At 50.5% G+C, this 17,041-nt stretch carries 10 protein-coding genes; 8 read left to right on the top strand and 2 right to left on the bottom strand.

What is annotated here, in order from left to right; genetic code table 11:
- Window positions 1-297 precede the first annotated feature (297 nt).
- On the bottom strand, window positions 298-1,656 hold the full coding sequence (locus MKY97_RS23065; protein ID WP_342552571.1) for a dipeptidase: 1,359 nt from the start codon (window positions 1,654-1,656) through the stop codon (window positions 298-300).
- 247 nt (window positions 1,657-1,903) lie between these two features.
- Here MKY97_RS23065 and MKY97_RS23060 point away from each other — a divergent pair, with 247 nt between their 5' ends.
- The 7 genes from MKY97_RS23060 to MKY97_RS23030 all read left to right on the top strand — a co-directional run bounded on the left by MKY97_RS23060 (window position 1,904) and on the right by MKY97_RS23030 (window position 14,876).
- Window positions 1,904-4,339, top strand: a complete 2,436-nt coding sequence (locus MKY97_RS23060) for an AraC family transcriptional regulator (RefSeq protein ID WP_342552570.1) — start codon at window positions 1,904-1,906, stop codon at window positions 4,337-4,339.
- A gap of 438 nt (window positions 4,340-4,777) precedes the next feature.
- Window positions 4,778-5,725 (top strand): ABC transporter permease subunit, encoded by a 948-nt coding sequence (locus MKY97_RS23055; RefSeq protein WP_342556434.1) that lies wholly within the window; start codon window positions 4,778-4,780, stop codon window positions 5,723-5,725.
- 86 nt (window positions 5,726-5,811) lie between these two features.
- A complete protein-coding gene (locus MKY97_RS23050; protein WP_342556433.1) occupies window positions 5,812-6,639 on the top strand; it encodes a carbohydrate ABC transporter permease in 828 nt (275 codons plus the stop codon).
- Between the two features lie 27 nt (window positions 6,640-6,666).
- Window positions 6,667-8,166 (top strand): extracellular solute-binding protein, encoded by a 1,500-nt coding sequence (locus tag MKY97_RS23045; protein ID WP_342556432.1) that lies wholly within the window; start codon window positions 6,667-6,669, stop codon window positions 8,164-8,166.
- Window positions 8,167-8,303: 137 nt separating this feature from the next.
- Complete coding sequence (locus MKY97_RS23040) at window positions 8,304-11,768, top strand: glycosyl hydrolase (protein ID WP_342552569.1); 3,465 nt, start codon at window positions 8,304-8,306, stop codon at window positions 11,766-11,768.
- Window positions 11,765-12,586 carry a polysaccharide deacetylase family protein gene (locus MKY97_RS23035; protein ID WP_342552568.1) on the top strand — a complete coding sequence of 274 codons (822 nt, stop codon included), beginning with the start codon at window positions 11,765-11,767 and terminating at the stop codon, window positions 12,584-12,586. The genes MKY97_RS23040 and MKY97_RS23035 overlap by 4 nt, the downstream gene beginning before the upstream one ends.
- A complete protein-coding gene (locus MKY97_RS23030) occupies window positions 12,564-14,876 on the top strand; it encodes a glycoside hydrolase family 88 protein (protein ID WP_342552567.1) in 2,313 nt (770 codons plus the stop codon). The genes MKY97_RS23035 and MKY97_RS23030 overlap by 23 nt, the downstream gene beginning before the upstream one ends.
- 241 nt (window positions 14,877-15,117) lie before the next feature.
- On the opposite strand, the gene MKY97_RS23025 is transcribed toward MKY97_RS23030, so the two are convergent.
- On the bottom strand, window positions 15,118-15,993 hold the full coding sequence (locus MKY97_RS23025; RefSeq protein WP_342552566.1) for a DUF72 domain-containing protein: 876 nt from the start codon (window positions 15,991-15,993) through the stop codon (window positions 15,118-15,120).
- 253 nt (window positions 15,994-16,246) lie between these two features.
- On the opposite strand from MKY97_RS23025, the gene MKY97_RS23020 reads away from it, so the two are divergent.
- Window positions 16,247-16,990, top strand: a complete 744-nt coding sequence (locus tag MKY97_RS23020; protein WP_342552565.1) for a class I SAM-dependent methyltransferase — start codon at window positions 16,247-16,249, stop codon at window positions 16,988-16,990.
- Window positions 16,991-17,041 lie beyond the last annotated feature (51 nt).

Below are 17,041 nucleotides of genomic sequence, written 5' to 3'. Positions count from 1 at the left end.
ATAACAGCGATCGAAAGAACGATTCGCCAACGGAACGACCACCCAGCGCCCCGATGTCTTCTTATGTTTCCAGCTGCTCCCCCTAAAAGTGAGGCTTAATTTTTAAAAGGGACAGATAGGAAGGCGCAGACGTAGTGGAGGAGGCGAAATCGATTCTGGAGAAGCGAAGCGCTCGCCTTTATTGCCGGATTTCACCCATGGAAGAAGAGAATCCAAGAAATCCGGGCAATAACAGCGATCGAAAGAACGATTCGCCAACGGAACGACCACCCAGCGCCCCCACATCCGTTTTAACCGTTAAGCCAGACTTTTCATAAACTCTACGACGGTCAGCAATCCTTTATCAAAGTTCTCCAGATTGAAGTGTTCATTCGGTGCATGCAGATTTTCGTCCGGCAGACCAAAGCCCATCATTACGGCAGGTACGCCAAGCACACGGGAAAGCTTCTCTACAATCGGAATTGAACCGCCATCCTTAGTGAAAAGGGCACGAACGCCGTAAACTTTTGCATACGCGTCTGCAGCTTTTTGCAGGATAGGATCTGACGGATCGGTATTGAACGCAAAAGCTTTCTCAATCTGTTTGATCTGCAAAGTCGCTCCTGGTTGTACATGAGCACGCAGGTGAGCTTCAATCGAATCAAGCACTTGCTGCGGATCTTGATCAGCGACAAGACGGCAGGTGATTTTAGCGTGTGCTTCTTTTGGAATAACCGTTTTACTGCCTTCGCCTTGGAATCCGCCCCATACACCGTTCAATTCAAGTGTTGGACGTGCGCCGACACGCTCTACAAAGGAGTAACCTTCCTCGCCATACAGCTGCTCCAGTCCAAGGTCTTGACGAAGCTGTTCTTCGTTGAAGCCCTGCTTCACGAATTCTTCTCTCATCTCAGGGGACAGCGGCAGCACACCATCATAGAATCCATCCACGCTCACGCGGCCCTGCTCATCATGAAGGGAGGCCAGCAGCGATACGAGGGCATGGAGTGCATTCGGTACACCACCCCCGAAGGAACCGGAGTGCAGGTCGGTGTTAGCAGTGAACAGGTCCACATGCATGGAGCATAGACCGCGCAGGCCTGTGGAAATGGCAGGCTTTCCTTTTTCCAAAAGGGACGTATCCGAGATCAGAACCATGTCTGCACGCAGTTTGTCCGTATTGTCATTCAAATAAATGGGCAGGTTCGGGCTGGAGATTTCCTCTTCACCCTCAATGCAGAATTTCACGTTGATCGGCAGCTCTTTGTTCTCGGCAAGCAGGGCTTCAACGGCTTTGATATGTATAAAAATTTGTCCTTTATCATCCGTTGCGCCCCGGGCATACAGCTTGCCGTCACGAATGGTAGGTTCGAAAGGAGGGGTCTCCCACAGGTGAAGCGGATCAACCGGCTGTACGTCATAGTGTCCATAGATCAGAGCGGTTGGTTTACCTGGAGCATGCAGATGGTCAGCATAGACAATCGGATGTCCCGCCGTCTGAATAATCTCGACATGTTCCATACCAGCACGTGTAAGAGCATCGGCTGCCCATTGTGCGGCACGTTGGATATCTTCTTTATGCTCAGAAATGGCAGAAATACTTGGAATGGATAACCAATCATTCAGTTCCGCCAGATGTTTGTCCCGGTTTTGCTCAAAATAGGTTTGTTCTTTCATTGAAAAATGCCTCCTTCAAATCTGCTTTCAATCTATTGTAATCCATTTTGTCATGTTAATAAAACATGGGTTAAAAAATGCTGTCCCCCGCACACCTTCAATTAAGAGCTGATTGTGCGTATAATACAGAAAACGAAGGTTATCCATATATTCTCAGAGAAATCGAAAGATTGAAATCCAAAGTAAATAGAAAAAAGGGATACGGGCTTACACCTTAACTATTGAACAGGGAGTTGAAGGATACTTCATGACCGTCAGACTCAAGCATTGGCCAGAATGGAGAGCGACACGACACAAGGGCCGTTTTTACCGAAACAGCCTGATGCTCATTCTTTTAATCGTCAGTATTCCCGGTTTAATTACCGGTATCGTCATGTATCAGCTCGTGGTTGGACGGATGGAAAATGAGTTTAATCGCATGCATCAGAGCCAGATTGAGAACAGGGCAAGGAATGTGGACGACCAGCTCGCTTACCTGGAGATGAACCTATCCCACTGGGCATTCGAACCGAGGTTCGGCAATGCACTGCGGAATCTGGATTTTATTTATTATTTTAATGAAACGCAGGATATCGTAACCACGCTGTATGTGCTGCAGGGGTCTCATCCGTTGATTCAATCTGCACAGCTGTATCTGGAGGAACCTAAGCCGATTCTGTTTAACCGCGATTACAACGAATTGACGGACAGCACGCTTGCGGCAGGTTATCAACGGTATCTGACTATGGGGAACCATGTGTACTGGACAGATTGGCTTCCTGGCAGCAGGACCGAGGCATACGTACCCGTAGAGACTGGTCAAGACAAGGGACTGAATGCAGCTCAAGATCAGTCCTTGAGTTCAGCCGGGGAGAAGCCACAGAAAATCACCCAAGGCAGTCCACTTGTACTTGTTCATAAAATACCGGGAGAGAGCATGCATCCGTTTGGAGCGTTGATTGTGACCTTGGATAAGGAGAAAACCGCCAGTTTATTGAAAACGCTTACTCCGTATAATGAGGGATTAACCTTTCTGATGAATGAAGAAGGGCGCACACTCGTTTCAGGCCATTCGGGCAGCGGGCAGTCTTCTGATTTTGAACGGCAGCTCAAAGAAGCAATTGACCTTCACAGGGATAGCCGTTCCTTCCTGTTTCGTTACCAGGATCAAACCTATTCTGTTTCTTACGGCACGTTGGATCGAATTGATTCGGCATGGACATATGTGTCCGCTGCTCCTCTGAATGCAGTCACCTCTCCAGTCAAGTTGTTGTCGAAAATCATGGTTGCTGCCAGTGCAGGCAGTCTTATATTAGGGTTGATTCTGTCTTGGTTCGCGTCACGTCGGATTTATTCTCCGATTGCCCGTATGATGCATCTGCTCACACCTGTACGAAGTGACAGTGACAAAGAGACGTTGACGGCCAAATTGGATGAGTTCGAGCTGCTGGAGCAGCAGTGGCATGAACTGACATCGCGCAGTATGTCGGCACATCGTCAGTTACAGGAGCAGCTGCCGCATCTGCGAACCAGCTTTGTGTTACAGCTGATCCAGGGGCATATGTATGCGTATACCGAGCAGGACTTACGTCAGCGGATGTCTCATCTTGGCTTTGAACTGGAGGGCCGGCAGCTGCTGCTGGTGCAGATGTATTTTACGGGATATGACGAGCTCCAGGGCCGATTCGGGAGTCGGGATAAGGGGCTGGTGACCTTTGCCGCCGTTAATATTATTGAGGAAGTTGCCCGAAGGTATTTCAATCAGATCAGCGTGATGAATTTTCACAATCTTTCTTCCGCGATGCTGATTATCGCTCCGGCGACAGAGTCGGTCAAGGTACAGACGCTGCTGTGGGCGGAGGAGCTGGTAGATGTTATTGCACGTACGATTCAATTAAAGGTTACACTGATGGTCAGCAGGCCCGTGACTGCACTGCAGGAACTGCCCGGACAGCTGGTGGAGATGGAACAGGCGGCAGCTTACCGCCGCGTAGAAGAGGGCAGTCAGATTCTCGATCTCGAGGATGAGCAGTGCTTTCGTAATGATGAGGGCGCCTCATATCCGCTGGGTCTGGAACGTGAGATCATTCAGGCGCTGCGGCTGGTGCATCTGTCTGAAGCAGAGCAGGCGCTTGCGGCCTTCATGTCTGATATTACGAGTACGGGCCGTACTGAATTTCAAGTACAGCAGATGATGCTGCAGCTGCTCGGCAGTGTTCAGCATATGATGCTCCAGACAGGAGTCACCCCATATAAGATGTTTGGCGGCAGGAACATGTATGAACAATTGTCTGTCATTCGCGAGCCGCTCCAGATGAGGCAGTGGATGGTTCAGGAGGTTTTCCTACCTTATATTCAAGAATTACAGACACGTTCTCAAGAGCCGCTGAAGCAGGTGGTCGAGCGAACTATGAGGTATATCGAGCAGCATTACCCAAGTGATGTTTCGTTGGAAATCTGTGCAGACATCGAGCAGATGACTCCTTATGCTTTAAGCAAAGCCTTCAAACAAGTGTCAGGGAGCAATTTTATTGATTATGTCACTCAGGTTCGCATGGAAGCGGCCAAACAGCTGCTGCGTGAAACAACGATGCGTATCAACGACGTTGCTGCGGCAGTTGGTTACCAGCACAGCTATTTCAATCGTATTTTCAAAAAACAGGAGGGCATCACACCAAGCCAGTACCGTGAGCAGTGGTTTTGACCTAAGCGAGCCTGTTTGAGGTGCAGTGGCTGGAAAGGGTGTATACGGATAGGACACAACACATGGAGCAGCACCATCGGTACATTCCACCCGCCCCAATCAGGCGTCTCGATGTCAAGGTAAAACCGTTTGATCCCGCCGGATGTCTGTATGACGCAGATACCGGCTTTTCATTTTTTAGACCAGACAAAGAAAGAGAAAGCGGCAAAAAAGTGCAATTTACCCTGTAACAAAATGTGCAAACCACCTTGAAAATGGCGCTATAGCGGGATTTGTCAACAGCTGTACAGTTACAGCAAAAAATGAAGGTTGCCTGCAAAACGCCTGCTGTATAGTCTGAATACATAACTTTGGTAACGCTTACAATCAAAGCCGCAGACAACAAGGGGGGGAACCATGAACGGGAAGATGAACAATCGTGAAACAGGCCAATCGGTGATGGCTGCTCAGGCGGAGGTAATCTTACAGCCGCTGAAGCGGGAGGCCAACTGGAAAAGGCAGATTAAACGAAACAAATGGTTATACGTGCTTGTGCTTCCCGGATTTTTGTATTTTGTGATCTTTAAATACCTGCCGATGTGGGGCATCGTCATTGCTTTTCAGGATTATCAGCCCTTCCTTGGCATTCGTCAGAGCGAATGGGTCGGGATGGAGAACTTCACCAACTTTTTCTCGAACCCGGATTTCTTTCGATTGCTGCGAAATACGCTGCTGCTGGCATTGTATGATCTGATTTTCTTTTTTCCGGCTCCGATCATTATTGCTCTGTTATTAAATGAAATTAGAGTTGCTTTCTTCAAAAGAACGATTCAGACACTGGTATATGTCCCGCATTTTGTATCCATGGTGATTATCGCAAGCATCACCTATGTGTTCCTTACCCCGCAGGGCGGTGTACTCTATGATCTGATTGCCTGGATTACAGGCCAGCCTGTCGATGTGCTCTCCAGTCCGGGTTCGTTCCGGCCTTTGATTATCATTCAGATGATGTGGAAGGAAATGGGCTGGGGCACGATTATTTTCCTGGCAGCCCTTGCGGGAGTAGATACGGAGCAGTATGAAGCTTCGATTGTGGATGGAGCAGGACGGATGCGGCGCATGTGGCATATTACACTTCCGGCGATCCGTACGACAATTGTTATTTTGCTGATTCTGCGGCTGGGCAACTTTCTGGATACCGGGTTTGAACAGATTTACCTGATGACGAATTCGCTAAACAGGGATGTGGCCGACGTATTTGATACGTACGTGTACACTGTGGGTATTACACAAGGCGCGTTCAGTTACAGTACCGCTGTCGGACTGTTTAAATCGGTGGTTGGCATCATTCTGGTGCTGGGCAGTAATAAACTGGCGAAGAAGTTTGGTCATCCCGGTATTTATTAGTCGTAAAAAAACAAGGAGGAGCGCCCGTGAACAGCCGTTTATACAACAGCCCCGCCGGTAAGGCATTTGATGTGTTCAACTATGTCATGCTGGGCATCCTGGGCATCTTAACCGTGCTTCCATTCCTCTATATTATAGGGAATTCGTTTGCAACAGAGGCCGAAATTACAGAACGCAGTTTTTTTCTGATCCCGAAGGTGTTTTCCTTCAGCGCCTACGAGTATATCTTTTCGTCCTCTACCATATTCCGCAGTATAGGTGTATCGGTGTTCATAACCGTGGCAGGCACGCTGGTGAATCTGTTCTTCACACTTACGATGGCTTACCCGCTGTCCCGAAGTGACTTCTGGGGCCGCAGCGTGCTGATGAATATGGTCATTTTCTCGATGCTGTTTGGCGGGGGCATGATTCCGACGTATCTTGTCATTCGCGGATTGGGACTGCTCGATTCGTACTGGGCCTTGATGCTTCCCGGCGCGATTAGCGCTTTTAATTTAATCGTTGTCAAAAACTTTTTTCAGCAAATGCCGCCTGGGCTGGAGGAAGCGGCCCGGATCGACGGCTGTTCGGACCTTGGCGTGCTGTGGCGAATCGTCCTGCCATTATCCAAGCCGGTCATTGCTACCTTTGCCCTGTTCTATGCCGTAGGTCACTGGAACAACTTTTTCTCGGCGCTGCTGTACATCTCGGACAGCGACAAATGGCCCTTGCAGGTCATGCTGCGGCAGATTGTGCTTTTATCACAGGCGAGTGTTGGCGATATGGCCAATATGGACCCTAATTTTGTGCAGCCGCCCGAGCAGTCGATCAAAATGGCGGTAATCGTTGTAGGAACCATCCCTATTTTGCTGGTGTATCCGTTTTTGCAGAAGCATTTTGCCAAAGGTGTCATGTTGGGTTCAATCAAAGGTTAAAACCAAGGGGGAGAACGTATGGTACACATGAACGCGTTGAAAAAAGGAGCTTGGCTGCTTTCGGCATCACTGGTACTCGGCACGGTTTTAGGGGCATGCTCCACAGAAAGCAAGCAGTCAGGAGCATCAGGAGCAGGCGCGAAGCAGCAGCTTACCGTTATGCTTCCGAACTTTGAAGCGGAGAATCCGCCTGCGAACAGTCCCGTCATTCAGAAGCTGGAGGAATTGACCCAAGTGGATGTTGATCTGCAATGGGTGCCAAGCAGCTCATATGAGGATAAATTCAACATTACACTCGCATCAGGCAAGCTTCCTCAGATTATGGTTGTGCTCGGCAAGTCGCCCAGCTTCATTAATGCAGCCCGAACCGGGGCGTTCTGGGAGCTTGATCCGTATTTGAAGGATTATCCGAACCTAAGCCAGATGAATGAGATCATTAAGAACAACGCCTCCATCGATGGCAAAACATACGGAATCTATCGGGCACGTGCATTAGGGCGCAACGGGGTAACGATTCGCAAAGACTGGCTGGAAAAGCTGGGACTGCAGGAGCCAATGACCATCGAAGAATTCTACAATGTTCTCAAAGCGTTTACGAAGGATGACCCGGATGGAAACGGTAAAGACGACACCTATGGTCTGGTTGCCAGCAAGTTTACGGGTCCGTGGGATAATATGCAGATTTGGTTTGGGGCCCCGAACAAGTGGGGGGATGACGGAAAAGGCGGCCTGATGCCTGCCCATGAGACCCCGGAGTATATGGAGGCATTGAAATTTTTCAGACAAATCTACAGCGAAGGTTTGGTCAACAAGGACTTTGCTGTGATGGACCCGACGAAGCTGCCTGATCCGTTTGTGAACGGGAAAGCGGGCGTTATGGTCGATGTAGCAGATAATGCACAGCGCATGGATCAGAAGATTTTGGAGAAGGACCCGAACGCTGCAGGGCGTGTAGATGTGCTGCAGGCGATGGAGGGGCCAAAGGGACTGCGGGATATGCCGACCTCGGGGTATTCAGGCATGATTGCGATCTCTAAAGGCAGTGTCAAAACCGAAGAAGAGCTCAAGAAGGTGCTGCATTTCCTGGATCAATTGAACGAGCCCGAACTGCAGGCTCTGCTGGGGAACGGTATCGAGGGCAAGCAGTATGAGAAAAAAGGAGATTATGTGCTTCCAACGACCGACAAGCTGGCGCTTAGGGATGTGCAGGGGCTAAATCAGATGCTGATGTTTATTCCGGAGGATAAAACGCTTCGCGTCGAGCCAACCCCTGTCCGGGAGAAGGTTGCACAGGTGCAGAAGGCGAATGAGGAGATCGTTGTAGCTAACCCGGGTGAGCCGTTGATCTCGGATGTGTATGCTCAGAAAGGGCCGCAGCTGGACAACATCATCAATGATGCCCGGATCAAATATATCGTAGGACAGATTGATGAGAAAGGTTTCGCGGATGCGGCGGCTTTATGGAAAAGCAGCGGTGGAGACGAATACGTGAAAGAAATCAATGAGCTGTACGCTGCCTTGAAATAATGAATGAATTTGGTGTGAAATGATGAATGGCTTCTCTTACAATGTAACGGACGCATTTTGTATACAATCATGAGCGAGTCTATGGATGGAGTGAAGAAGGAGCTTATTGTCTGAAACTAATAGGTGTAAATATACACATGAAATCAGAGATTAGTGAGCGTATATCAAGCAGGGAGGCAGATGGCATGAACTGGGATAGTAATGCATTTGAACATCCCGAAGCGCAGTATCGGGTACATCCCTTCTGGTTCTGGAATGGCGAGATGGGAGAGGAACAGATCAGGCGGCAGATCACAGAAATGCATGCGCAGGGTGTGGGTGGATTTTTTATCTGCCCCCGCCAGGGACTGCAGATTCCCTATCTGTCTGTAGCCTGGTTTGACAAAGTACGTATCGCTGTCAGCTCAGCTGCTGCTTATGGCATGCAGGTCTGGTTATATGACGAGTACCCGTATCCAAGCGGAATGGCTGGTGGAGAAGTCACACTTGATTTTCCTGAAGCGAAGCAGCGTGAATTAGTATATCATCATTCAACTGTTCGCGGGGGAGAAGGTGTCGATATGGAGCTGCCGTGGGGGCGCATACTGCTGGCACAGGCGGTTCGTCGGGATGTGCAGGGTAAGCGTAATTGGCGTACATCCATCGACCTGCGCCGTTTTATCGGTAACATCCAGACGGATCAGGTTTACCAGGAGACAGGACTCACTTCGTACAACCGCAAACGTTTCTTCACCTACCAAACCGCATTTCGCCTCATATGGGATGTGCCGGAAGGAGATTGGGAGCTGATTGTTTTTCAGGAAAAGGAAATCGATGATTTCAAATATTACGGCAATTTTGTAGACCCGTGTCACAAGGAAGCGATGAGGCATTTTATTCAACTGACCCATGACCGATATAAAAATGCTGTGGGTGAGCATTTTGAGAGCGGTGTCATACGGGGCATGTTCTCAGACGAAATTGCTCCACTGGGCAGGCTGCCCTGGTCACCGCAGCTGCCCCGTTATTTCAGCGAACGATGCGGATACAGTCTAATGGAGTCCCTGCCTGCACTGCTGTTCCGGGATGCGCCGAATGCAGCTGTGATCCGTTATGACTATTTTCAATCCCTGCATCTGCTGCTGCGGGAATCCTATCACGAGCAGGTGCATGACTGGTGTGAAGCGGCAGGGATTCAGTATGCGGCAGAAGTACCTGGGGTGCGGATGACCACCCAACTATACAGCCATATGCCCGGAGGGGATTCGGCACATGAGAAAATCGGTCGTCCGCTGTCATGGATACTGGAGAGGTATGGTCAGAGACTGCGTGATAATCCGAAAATGGTCAGTTCTCTTGCCCGGCAGCTGGGCCGAAGCCGCAATATGGTTGAGTGCTTCCACAGCGTCGGCTGGTCGATGACACTGCAGGATGCCAAGTGGATGATTGACCGTATGGCTGCGATGGGCACTAATTTTTATAACTTTCATGCGTTTTTCTATACCATTGGCGGGTTGACAAAGCATGATGCACCGCCATCTCAATTTCTACAGAATCCATACTGGAAGCACTTTCGGCAGTTGGGCGATTACACGGGTCGCCTTAGTTATCTGATGAGTACAGGGACAGCGATAATCCGTATTGCGGTGCTTGACCCAACAACCACCTTCTGGAGCCTGATGGGCAACCCGCTGCATGGCTTCGAATACAGCGGCGAGGATGAAGCGGAACGGGCGCAGCTGAAGCAGCTCATTCAGGACTGGATGCAGATTACGGCTCATCTGCTGCAGCAGCGGAGGGACTATGATCACCTTGATCCTGAACTGCTGGCTGAAGCGGATGTTACGAGTGGAGTTATTCAGATCGGTAACGCCCGATACGATGTATTAATCCTGCCGCCGATGCTCAATCTGGAGGCCGCTGCCTGGGCACAGATCAAGCGTTTGGTGGCAGCGGGAGGTACCGTGATTTCTATGGGGATGCTTCCTCATATCGGTATACAGTCCGGAAGTCCGGTGGGAGACGAGGCTGCTGTTTTTTTTGAAACAGCGGGTCAAAATGGTCCTTCAGGCGAGAAGCGGGGCAGCACCTGTTTTCTTCCGTACGAGGTGGGAAGCGAAAGCGGGCATGCCCTTCCATTGCGAAAGCTATTACAGCTGTTGGAGAAGGTTGTACCTGAGGTGGTCAGTTGGGGCATGGCAGTGGAGAGCACAGCACTGCTGATGCAAACCCGGCAGTTATCTGCCGGAGAGTTCATGGTTTTCCTCTCGAATCAGGAGGGGGAACGCCATGAAGGAGAGCTGCAGATCGATAGGGAACAGATGCAGCAGCGGTACGGTATGGAGCTGTCCGAAGACAGCAGGCTGCTTGTGGAACGGCTTCACCTGGAGACAGGGCAGCGTGAGGTGCTGCCGTACACAATCCGTGAAGGACAGTGGTGCATTGCACTTACACTGGCGCCGTATGAAGCGCATGCGGTTCGGTTTCTTTTACAATCGCGGGTTGCGGGTGGGGCTCAAAAACGTGGAGAATTGGAAATATCCGATGAACGTAAAGAATCAACCAGTTCAGGAAAGGCTGAAGAAGCGGAAAGGCCAGAGGAAGCTTGCAGCAGCCTTGTGCTCTCCTGCGAAGGGCCATGGCGCATTAGGGCAGGACAGCCCAATAATCTGCGTATTGGACAATTCCGATTAGAGGCTTTTAATGAGCGTGGTTTATTTCTGGAAATAGCTCATGCCAGCGTGAAACCGTTCATTGATCAGGCCGCAGCCTCTGCAGAGCAGCCTTCGCTCCCCGTTCAGTTTGAACAGGTGTTTGGTACACCGAAAAAAGCTTCCATCGCATATCCGATTCAGTGCCGATACACGGCAGCGTTCGAGCTGAGCACTGAGCTGTCCGAATGTGTGCTGTTCATGGACCGTGCTGCAATCTCCGGACAGTGGTCCATGGAAATCAACGGCCATAAGGTAACAAGAGAGCAGTTCATGCCAGCCGAAATTACCGATCATACGAATATTGCCTGTAACGCTGTGGATCTGCTGCACAGCGGTCTTAATGAAATGGTCATTACGGTGGAGATCACCAAAGATGAAGATGGTATTGTTGATCCCATATACCTGCGGGGAAGCTTTGGCGTTGAGAACGATCATGAAGGTGCAGTTTGCCTTGTACCCGAGCCGCACATGGCTGAAGGGATCGGACCTGAGCCGCTGCAGCTCTATCCCCATTTTGCCGGGGAGATGAGTTATACACGTATGTTCTGGCTGGAAGAAACTGCTCCAGAGGCATCCTGCTTTGAACTGGAATTTGAGGATTGGCAGGTTCAGGATGTCACCGAAGTACGGGTGAACGGGCACAGTCTCGGTGTACGCTGCTGGTCACCGTACCGCTGGAAAGGGGAGCGAAGCTGGCTGCGATCAGGAGAAAACGAAATTGAAGTGAGAGTAACCAATACGTTAATCGGTCTGCTGGAAGGCATGTATTTTGATGCCACAGAACATCGGCTGCAGGACAGTACACAGATGCAGCGTAGAAGAGAAAGCGAAGAAGAAACTGAGAAAGGAAAAGAAAAGAAAGAAGAAAAAGAAAGAGCAATGGAAACAAGGAAGAGGGGAAGCGAATGAGGCATCGTATCCAGTATGACCGTTATCCGGGTGGAGTTATGAAAGCGGTAACGCTTAGTTACGATGATGGCGTAGTGCATGACAGAAGACTGGTGGATATATGTAATCGTTATGGTTTGAAGGCGACCTTTAATCTCAACTCAGGCTTGCTGGGTAAGGCCGGACGAATTGAGGCAGCAGAAGTGGCTGCACTGTATAAAGGGCATGAGGTGGCTGTGCATACCGTTACCCATCCGACACTGCCATATGTGCCGAATGAGCTGTTGGTTGAAGAAATTATGCGGGATCGAACAGCGCTGGAGCGGCTCGTAGGGTACTCGGTGCGCGGTATGGCCTACCCGAATGGAGGATATGACCGTGCGCTGAGCACCAAACTGGAGTGGCTGGGGATTGATTATGCCCGGACCGTCGAATCCCACGGACAATTTACGCTGCCCGAGCGGCCGCTGGAATGGCATCCGACCTGTCACCATAACGATGATTTGTCGTCATATGCGGAGCGTTTTATCCAGCATACCAAAACAGGCACGCCGCTCCTGCTCTACGTCTGGGGTCACAGCTATGAGTTTAACGACAATGATAACTGGGAGATCATCGCACAGTTTGGTGAGCAGATCGGCGGCAGAGATGATATCTGGTATGCCGCGAATCGTGAAATTATCGCTTACTGGAAAGCGGTGCAGCGGCTGGAATACTCGGCAGACCGGTCCATCATCTATAATCCGTCTGCCATCCCGGTGTGGTTTACCGCCGATCAGCAAGTCGTTGAGATCAAAGGTGGAGAGACCCTGCGGCTTGGCAAGAGGATTCAGGATTAGTACGGGAAAGGAGCTGACGATTATCCGATATTTTCATGAAAACGAGGCGATAGCAAGCAAGGTGTATGATTCCATCCCGGATGTGCTGACAACAGTGGCCCAGCGTTATATTGGCGATCATCCGCAGCACTCCTTTATATTCAGAGCCTGTAATCAAGACGGCTTCCTCAGACTGGGAGATTATCGGTACGATCTCGATCTGGCTGACCGCTGCAGTGAAGCGAGAAGCGGACAGTATGTGTATGTGTGGGGAAAACTTTGGAGTGATGGGCAGACCACGCTGAATACAAGTCTCAACTGTTATAGTCCTGTGACGATCTATGTGAACGGGGAACAGATTTTTAAGTCGGAGCTGCTTCAAGAGCTGTTTCCCGAACGAAGAACCACGATCTCCATGCAGGTGAAGGAGGGATGGAATGATGTGCTGCTCTGTTTTGTGAAAACAGATGTGGGCTTCGGAGGCATCTTCGGTACAGGTTCATTCAAAAATTTCCCGCTGCATTTCCTCACACCCGGCGTGGATCGCAATGGTCAGGAGGGCTGGCTCTACTCCGAACCTGTAGATGAGCCGGTGTTGTCACTACCGCGCGACGGGATGATGGAGGAAGAGACAGGATTAATCTGGTATCCGCGCAAGTTATGGACTGATGAGGAGCGAAGCAGGGGGGCGTTTGCCAGAATATACGGTACATCTCGACCTGCTGCTGCCTACGCATGGTGCAGGCTTGATGTGACGGCACCGGGGCCAGAGCCTGTTATTTTGCAAGGCCATCATGAAGGGGCACTTACGCTTTATCTGGACGGAACAGAAATGTACAAGGCACCGGACAGTGGACATTTTCGTGTGCAGCTTCCGAGGCGATACGGTACAAGCGATCTGGTCGTGAAGGGACTGCTGGAGCATACGGGCGAGAGGCCGTGGGGATTTACACTGGAGCAGGTGGAAGCGCGGGAAACGGCTGTTAATTCATCGGCTGCTGCAGGCTGGAGGCTGATGCCGCCGCGTCCTGTGGCTGGATGTGCCGATGTGTGGCTTTACACCGGGCCTTTCGTTCCGGGCACCGAGCCTTCGCCAGCAGACATTGCGGTAACGGATACCGTATTTGAGGATGGGGCTCAGGGTGTTTATTGGCGTATTGATCTGCCGAAGACTCATGTTCGTCCTTACCTGGAGAATACCCATTACGGGAAATGGAACTATCCGCTTGGTGTCACGCTGATGGGACTGCTCCAGACAGGTCAAGAGCTGGGACGCGAGGATTACGTCCGGTATGTTCGCGATCATATTGGACTTAGTACGGCTTTTGATCAATACGCATTATGGGACAGGGCAGTCTATGGTGCAGCAGGCATCAACAATCAGTTGTCGGCCATAGATAGTCTGGATGACTGCGGCTCATTCGCTTCAACGCTGCTGGCCGCAATGGAGCTTGGCGAGATTCGCGGAGGCAGAGAAACAGCGGACCGGGTTGCAAGTTACATGGCACATGAGCAGGAACGTCTCCCGGATGGCGCATTCTACCGTGTTCGCGGCAGCGGAGAGATGCGTCAGGAGACGATGTGGTGTGATGATCTGTACATGAGCACGCCGTTTCTGATGCGATATGGTCAGTTGACGGGGGATACGTCCTGCTGGGACGATGCGGTTAACCAGTTTCTGATGTTCCAAAAGTATCTTTATCTACCCGATCAGCGGCTCATGTCCCATGTCTATGATTTTGTACGGGGGAAGGCAACGGGCATTCCGTGGGGGCGTGGAAACGGCTGGGTGCTCTTTTCCTTGACCGAGCTGTTATCTGTTCTCCCGCAGGATCATCCGAAGCGGCCTGAACTGCTAACCTTCTACCGGGAAATGTGTGCCGGGGTACTGGCGCTGCAGGGGGAGAACGGACTGTGGCATCAGGTGCTGAATCGCTCAGATTCTTATGAGGAAACCTCCTGCACGTCCATGTTTATCTATGCATACGCCCGCGGCATTCGTGAAGGCTGGCTGGAGAAGCCAGGAGTCTACCTGAACGCAGTGAGAAAGGGCTGGGAAGGTTTAACCCGGATATCTATTGATCACAAAGGTAATATTTACGGTGTCTGCCGGGGTTCAGGTTACTCTTTTACCGCCCTTTATTACCGAGATGACCTCGGTTGGAATCTCAATGATACTCATGGCATCGGCATCGTACTGCTGGCAGGAGTGGAAGTATATAAGATGCATCAGCAGCTCAGGGAGAGTTTTGGTCGCGAAGAGAGCAATGACAGAGGAAGACAGGAAGGGAGTTTAATAGAGAGGATATGAAGCTTCGAGGTTGGCGTTATATACGTTGGTCCCTCAGTTGGAGGCGGAGATGAAGAATATGTCAAAGTTATCGCTGAGGAAGTCGATTCGAGAAAACCGTCTTTTGTTTAACTTAAAATCATTGAATATTCACTCAAGGCTCCCATCTACGTGGAGCTTTTTTGCTTTAACATTAAGGAACATACGGTGAGAAAAGGAAGATTAGTCTTACTAACCTTCCCTCAATTCTTCTCCAAAGTATCTAAAATAACTCCAGCTGCTCAGGCCCTTCTTCCTTTTCAGGCTCCGTGCGGTCGGGGAATGGTTTGACCGGCTGGCCCAGCAGTTCCATCATCATCTGCGCATTGGCGGCGGCGTCTCCGGCGGAGTTGTTGTTGAAAATGACAAACACATCTTCACTCTGCTCCTGCAGCTGCTCCAGATAACCCTTCCATTCCAGCAGCTCCTGCTCGTTGTATCGATATAAATAACGTGTCTCACGCCAGTTCGGTGCACCGTTCTGATGCCAGCCCGACACATTGCGTCCATGCATGCGCACGAGCGTCATTTGCGGATCAGTTGCGATGGGCACAATGGGGATTGAGCCAGTCCCTGCCTGGGGTTCGTCACAGACACTGTGAATCCAGCCCTGTTCCTTCAGAAAGGCCAGTGTGCGTTCACGAAACTTGTCTTCGTACCAGCTCTGGTGTCGGAACTCAATTGCACACGGGATACCCTCCATGCGAAGTTTCACTTCACGCAGTTCATTTACATTGTCCCGGCTGCATTCAAACCAGGGTGGGTATTGAAACAAGGCTGCCTGCATCTTGCCTGCTTCAATAACTGGCTCCAGTGAGTCCCGAAAAGCTTTGTACATCTCGGATGTGCTGTTAAAGTACGGTTTGCCGCGCAGGTGTCCGGTCATTCCCTGGTAAGCCTTCACGATAAACGCAAACGACTCGGGCGTTTCCGCGGCCCAGCGGGCCATTCGGTCCCGGGGCTGCACGGCGTAGAAAGAGCTGTCTACTTCTACGGTGGAGTAATATTGTCCGTACAAGCTGAGCTTGTCCTTCGCTTTGGTGCGGTTCGGATAAAGATCATCATGATCGCCCCATCCCGTAAGTCCGATACGAATCATAAGAACACCTCCTGATGTTTATATTTAACCGATTCGCAGGAGTATGACATGTGTAACATTATATCCTGCGTTATGAGAGCGTTCAATGAAGCTGTATATGATCAGTCATTTTGAGTTTGAGGCGTAAAGCGTTACAATAACTTGAAATGACCAAGAGAACAGACCAGTCTACGCTTAGCAGATAAGCTTCTTCCAGCAGGATCAGCGCAGCGGGGATATAGGGCCGCAGACGATACGGAGGGCGAAGATTTACATGACCGAATGGTACGAAAAGAGTTTTGGTGAGGATTATCTGCTCGTATACAAACACCGGGATGTGCACGGCGCTTATGAGGAAGTACATAAAATGATAAATTGGCTCAAGCTCCGTCCACATGCGGAGGTGCTTGATCTCTGCTGCGGCATGGGCAGACATTCGCTTGCGCTTGCGGATGCCGGACTACAGGTGACGGGGGTAGACTTGTCGGACGTGCTCTTGAACGAAGCCCGGGAGATGGATACCGAACATCGGGTCAAATGGGTTCACGCTGACATGCGCAGCATTCCGCTGGAGGGTGGTTTTGACGCTGTGGTTAACCTGTTTACTTCATTTGGATATTTTCCTGAGGACGTGGAGCAGTTCAAGGTACTGGAGGCCATCCATCGCATGTTAAGACCGGGAGGCAGCTTTATTATTGATTTTATCAATACAGCTTACGTGAAGAAACATCTGGTCCCACATTCGATCCGCGAAAATGAAGGGCAGCAGATTGAGGAATTCCGCAGGATACAGGATGGTTTTGTGCAAAAAGAAATTCGAATCACGGACACTGCAGCCGGCACCAAGCCGCGAATATATAAAGAAAGTGTCAAGCTCTACTCACGTGAGCGGCTCACTCAAATGCTGCAGGATGCCGACCTTCAGGTGGATCAGGTTCACGGAGGTTACGATGAGGAGATATACGAGGAGCAGACCTCACCGCGGATGATCTTTGTAGGGCATCGTCCTGCAGAATAAAGGGCTCTATGAATAGAACTAACAATTCACGCGGCATCGAGTCTTCAGATT

It is taken from the genome of Paenibacillus sp. FSL R7-0652 (assembly GCF_038595045.1).
Classification (GTDB): domain Bacteria; phylum Bacillota; class Bacilli; order Paenibacillales; family Paenibacillaceae; genus Paenibacillus.
Note: the sequence above shows the minus strand (reverse complement) of the source record. Positions and strands in the feature narration are given on the sequence as shown.

Coding starts and splice junctions, on each gene's coding strand:
- MKY97_RS23065 (WP_342552571.1), bottom strand. CDS start 1,656: ATGAAAGAACAAACCTATTTTGAGCAAAACCGGGACAAACATCTGGCG.
- MKY97_RS23060 (WP_342552570.1), top strand. CDS start 1,904: ATGACCGTCAGACTCAAGCATTGGCCAGAATGGAGAGCGACACGACAC.
- MKY97_RS23055 (WP_342556434.1), top strand. CDS start 4,778: ATGGCTGCTCAGGCGGAGGTAATCTTACAGCCGCTGAAGCGGGAGGCC.
- MKY97_RS23050 (WP_342556433.1), top strand. CDS start 5,812: ATGCTGGGCATCCTGGGCATCTTAACCGTGCTTCCATTCCTCTATATT.
- MKY97_RS23045 (WP_342556432.1), top strand. CDS start 6,667: ATGAACGCGTTGAAAAAAGGAGCTTGGCTGCTTTCGGCATCACTGGTA.
- MKY97_RS23040 (WP_342552569.1), top strand. CDS start 8,304: ATGAAATCAGAGATTAGTGAGCGTATATCAAGCAGGGAGGCAGATGGC.
- MKY97_RS23035 (WP_342552568.1), top strand. CDS start 11,765: ATGAGGCATCGTATCCAGTATGACCGTTATCCGGGTGGAGTTATGAAA.
- MKY97_RS23025 (WP_342552566.1), bottom strand. CDS start 15,993: ATGATTCGTATCGGACTTACGGGATGGGGCGATCATGATGATCTTTAT.
- MKY97_RS23020 (WP_342552565.1), top strand. CDS start 16,247: ATGACCGAATGGTACGAAAAGAGTTTTGGTGAGGATTATCTGCTCGTA.